This window comes from Streptococcus parasanguinis (assembly GCF_001069785.1).
GTDB lineage: Bacteria > Bacillota > Bacilli > Lactobacillales > Streptococcaceae > Streptococcus > Streptococcus parasanguinis_T.
Map to the genome: position 1 here is coordinate 1 of NZ_JVSR01000059.1, position 4,751 is coordinate 4,751.

At 42.5% G+C, this 4,751-nt stretch carries 5 protein-coding genes; 3 read left to right on the plus strand and 2 right to left on the minus strand.

Annotated features, from left to right (window positions below; all coding sequences use genetic code 11):
* Positions 1 to 57: 57 nt before the first annotated feature.
* The gene (locus tag ADG03_RS04815; RefSeq protein ID WP_003002861.1) at positions 58 to 243 is read right to left on the minus strand and encodes a hypothetical protein; all 186 of its coding nucleotides are present in this window, start codon (positions 241 to 243) and stop codon (positions 58 to 60) included.
* Between the two features lie 95 nt (positions 244 to 338).
* Complete coding sequence (locus ADG03_RS04820) at positions 339 to 1,349, minus strand: lactonase family protein (RefSeq protein WP_049472412.1); 1,011 nt, start codon at positions 1,347 to 1,349, stop codon at positions 339 to 341.
* Positions 1,350 to 1,517: 168 nt separating this feature from the next.
* Here ADG03_RS04820 and ADG03_RS04825 point away from each other — a divergent pair, with 168 nt between their 5' ends.
* The 3 genes from ADG03_RS04825 (at position 1,518) to budA (ending at position 4,701) form a co-directional block, all read left to right on the plus strand.
* A complete protein-coding gene (locus ADG03_RS04825; protein ID WP_049472410.1) occupies positions 1,518 to 2,693 on the plus strand; it encodes an AI-2E family transporter in 1,176 nt (391 codons plus the stop codon).
* Positions 2,683 to 3,912: a tetratricopeptide repeat protein gene (locus ADG03_RS04830; protein WP_049472409.1), complete on the plus strand. Its 1,230-nt coding sequence runs from the start codon at positions 2,683 to 2,685 to the stop codon at positions 3,910 to 3,912. Before ADG03_RS04825 ends, ADG03_RS04830 begins: the two co-directional genes overlap by 11 nt.
* 72 nt (positions 3,913 to 3,984) lie before the next feature.
* On the plus strand, positions 3,985 to 4,701 hold the full coding sequence (budA, locus tag ADG03_RS04835) for an acetolactate decarboxylase (RefSeq protein ID WP_049472407.1): 717 nt from the start codon (positions 3,985 to 3,987) through the stop codon (positions 4,699 to 4,701).
* Positions 4,702 to 4,751: the final 50 nt, after the last annotated feature.

The following is a 4,751-nucleotide window of genomic DNA, read 5'->3' on the forward strand; positions in this document are numbered from 1 at the left end:
GACGACGAAATCGAATTCTAACGAATTACCGATTTCTGTCCCACTCTCATCGTCTTATTAGAACAAGCCTTTGATTTTGTCCAAGGCACCGCTGACCATTTCATTTCCAGATACAAGCCCTTTAGCTTGTTCAAGGTAGTCACCGAGGTTGTCTTTGTTGTCATCAACAAATTTCTTTGCAGCGTCGAAATCTTTCTTTTCGATCATTTCTTTCACTTGGTTAAATAAGTCCAATGGATTCATGTTAGGGTCTCCTAAAATATAAGTTGTGAAGTCTGGCTCGCGCCTTTTTCTCATCTATTTAATCATTTTTTTAGAGGTTTGACAACTAAAACGACTTAATGAAAAACCGTACAAACGGCCTCGGGAACATAGAAGTCGTCGGATAGAAGGGTCAATTTTCCGCTAGCAGGATCTCGTTTAAAGACGGTGGCATTAGGTGAATCTTGATGGGCTGCGATCAAATAGTTTTGATCAGGACTAAGTGTGAAATCACGTGGATTGAGCCCTTGAGTTGGAACAATTTCAATCAGTTCTAGGCTACCATCAGCCACAACTTTGAAGACAGCAATGGAATTGTGAGCACGGTTAGATGCATAGAGGAATTTTCCATCAGCTGAGAGCTTGATCGCAGAAGCCCATTTTTGACCATCGTAGTCTGATGGAAGTGTGGAAACAGTTTGGAAGTGTTCGAATTCACCCATACCGTCATAAAAGAGTACATCGATCGTAGCATTTAATTCATTGATGAGGTAAGCAGTCTTATAGTGGGGATGAAAGACCAGGTGACGAGGTCCTGCCCCTGGAGCTGTTTGATACTGATTGATCAGGGTTAGGTTTCCTTCCTCACTGACATCATAGACATGCAAACTGTCTGTTCCTAGGTCACACGTGATCAAGTACTGATCTGGTGTAAGGTCTGCATAGTGGGTATGTGGACTTGCTTGATTGGCATGAGGACCACTTCCTTGGTGGGTGTCTTGATCGACAAAGGACAAACGCCCATCTGACTCTAGCTTATATACGAGAACTTGGCCTTTGTGATAGTTGGCTCCATAGACCAGTTGACGCTTGTCATCGACAGAGACATAGCAGAGTGGTGCTCCCTCTTCAACAACGTGATTGAGCGGCTGAAAATCAGCTGTAAAACTTGCGATTCCTCCTTTTCCCTCTTCAGCTCCGACACTGTAGAGGTTGCCTTTTTCAGAAAAAGCGATATAGGTTGGATTGGGCTCAGCTACCACTAGTTCAAGTTGGCTCAATGCTCCTGTTTCAGGATCAAATTGTGCCTTGTAAATTCCTTTGGATTCTTTTTTGGTATAGGTACCGAAATAAATGGTTTGAGACATAGGTCACCTCGTATGATTTGTTAGGTTTATTATATCAAAGGTCCTATTGGAAGGCAATTGCTAGTTAAAAAGCCGAGGGCCTTTCTTTCTTATTTTGCTAGTTTTTTCGTAACTTCACGCTCAAAAAATGCTAAAATAGAAACAGATTGAATTGAAAAGGAGTTCTCTGTGGATAATAAAGAAAAACAGTTTAGTTTGTCCTGGTTTTTTAGATGGTTTTTAGACAACAAGGCCATTACCGTATTTTTAGTTACCTTGCTGTTGGGCTTGAACCTTTTGGTTTTGAGTAAAATCACCTTTATTTTTATTCCTATTTTTGAGTTTGCAGGAGCCGTCATGCTGCCTGTCATTATTTCTGGTTTGCTCTATTACCTGCTTAACCCCATTGTTGACTTTCTTGAAAGAAAAGGACTCAAGCGGATTTTTGCGATTTCCTTCGTCTTTTTCTTGATTGCAGTGCTTTTAATTTGGGGTCTAGCTGTAGTGATTCCATCCGTCCAACAACAAGTGGTGAGTTTCTTTCATAACCTGCCAACTTATTTGGAAAAGGCCAATGCAACCATCGATGATTTTCTAGATAATCGCGTCTCCTCTGATATCAAACCTCAGTTAGATGAGATCACCAAGGAATTGTCTGCAAACATTACTTCTTGGGCGAGTTCGATCTCCGGGCGGGCTGTCAATTGGGTCAGCAACTTGATCGGAGTGGCTTCGCAAGTTATTGTTGCCTTGATCATCATGCCTTTTATTGTCTTTTATCTTCTTCGAGATGGAAAAAATTTAAAGGGCCACATTGTTCGCTTCTTACCGACTAAGATTCGTAAACCGGCTGAACAAGTTCTCTCAGATGTCAACACCCAACTCTCCAACTACGTTCGAGGACAAATTACGGTAGCCATTGTCGTCGCTATTATGTTCATCATCTTCTTTAAGATCATTGGCTTGCGCTACGCGGTGACACTTGGGATCTCTGCGGGGATCTTGAATTTGATTCCTTACTTGGGTAGTTTCTTAGCCATGTTACCTGCCTTAGTATTGGGCTTGGTAGCAGGACCAGAGATGTTTATCAAGGTCTTGATTGTATTTGCAGTGGAGCAAACCATTGAAGGACGTTTTGTATCACCTTTGGTTTTGGGAAGCCAGTTAAATATCCATCCGATTACCATTTTGTTTGTGCTCTTGACGTCAGGATCTATGTTTGGAATTTGGGGAGTTTTCCTTGGAATTCCAGTCTATGCATCTGCTAAGGTGGTGATTGGAGCTATCTTTGAATGGTATAAGGTCGTCAGTGGTTTGTATGAAGAACATAATGAAGTAGAAGAGGAAACACACAGTGAGTCATAGTCAACAAATGGTAGAGGCTCTCGATCGGCAAGAGCTAGAAGAGGCAGAAGTTCAATTTCAACAGGCTTTGTTAGAAGATAGTGAAGCACAATTATTGGATTTAGGTCAATATCTTGAAAGTATCGGTTTTTACCCTCAGGCAAAAGAGATCTATGAACAGATTGCAGAAACCTATCCAGAAGTGTATCTAAGTTTGGCAACTATCCTTGCAGAGGAAGGACAAATGGAAGAGGCCTTTGCTTATTTAGAAGAAATTGGACCTGAATCAAACTGGTATGTAGCGAGTCTCTTGGTTAAGGCGGATCTCTATCAGATGGAAGGCTTAGCAGATGTGGCGCGTGAAAAATTAGTTGAAGCAGCCCGTCTGTCTGATGATCCCATCATTCAATTAGGACTAGCTGAAATTGATCTGGAATTGGAACGCTACCAAGAGGCTATCAAAGAGTATGCCCAGTTAGACAATCGGGAGATTTTGGAAGCAACAGGAATTTCCACCTATCAACGAATTGGTTTTGCCTATGCCAATCTTGGTAAGTTTGAAGCAGCTGTTCCCTTCTTAGAGAAAGCCTTAGAGATTGAGTTTGATGACCAGATTGCTTACGAATTAGCGACCTTATTGTCTGACCAAGAAGAATTCCAAAAAGCCCTGATCTACTACAAACAAATTGATACCTTGTCGCCTGATTTTGAGGGCTATGAGTATGGTTATGCCTTGGCTTTACAGGCTGAAAATGACCGTGAAAAAGCGCTTGAGATTGCTAAACAAGGGATCCAGAAGAATCCCTTTGATGCCCAATTGAAGCTTCTTGCTTCTCAGCTTTCTTATGAACTTCACCAGCCTGAACAGGCAGAAGCTTATTTATTAGAGGCTAAAGAAGTGGCAGATGATCTAGAAGAGATTGCTCTTCGCCTGACCACCCTTTATTTGGAACAGGAACGCTTTGACCAAGTCTTGGATTGGCAAAATGAAGAAGTCGAAACGGTTGTCACCCGTTGGAACATTGCCCGTGCCTTGGCTGCCTTGGAGAAAACAGAAGAGGCCGTCTCAGCCTACCAAGAGCTCTATGAAGATTTAAAGGACAACCCAGAATTCCTCGAAGCCTATGTTTATTTGTTGCGTGAGGCTGGAGATGTGACGAAGGCGCGTGAAGTGGCTAATCAGTATTTGGCAATCGTACCAGACGATGTGCAGATGCAAACCCTCTATGATAGCCTCTAATCAAAACCATATCGTGAAGATTCGGAATAGTTTGTGGTATACTGGTAGAAGATAGAATGAGGAGAGAAAAACATGGAACCAGTGAAACTTTTTCAATACAATACCTTAGGTGCCCTAATGGCGGGTCTGTACGGGGGTTCATTTACGATTGGAGAACTCTTGGAACACGGAGATCTAGGAGTTGGGACGCTAGATTCTATTGATGGAGAGTTGATCGTATTAGATGGTAAGGCATATCAGGCCAAGGGATCAGGGGACCATCCTGAAATAGTCGAAGTTTCTCCGGATGCTAAGGTTCCTTATGCAGCAGTCGTCCCTCACCAAGCAGAAGTGATTTTCCGCCAACGCTTTGAAATGACGGACGAGGAATTGGAAGCCCGTATTGAGTCTTATTATGATGGGGAAAACCTTTTCCGCTCCATTAAGATTCGTGGTGACTTTGCCAAGATGCATGTCCGTATGATTCCAAAATCAACACCAGAGATGAAGTTTGCAGAGGTTGCAACCCATCAGCCAGAGTATACACGGGAAAATGTCACTGGAACCATTGTCGGTTTTTGGACACCAGAAATTTTCCATGGAGTGAGTGTGGCTGGTTATCATTTGCACTTTATTTCAGATGACCACACCTTTGGTGGTCATGTCATGGATTTTGTCATCTCAGAAGGGATTGTTGAGGTGGGGGCCATCGATCAGCTGGATCAACGTTTCCCAGTTCAAGACCGTCAGTACCTCTTTGCCAAATTCAATGTTGATGAGGTCAAAGAAGATATCAATAAAGCAGAATAAAAAGAGGCTGGGACAAAAGTCCTAGCCTCTCAATTATTTTTGGATTGTCG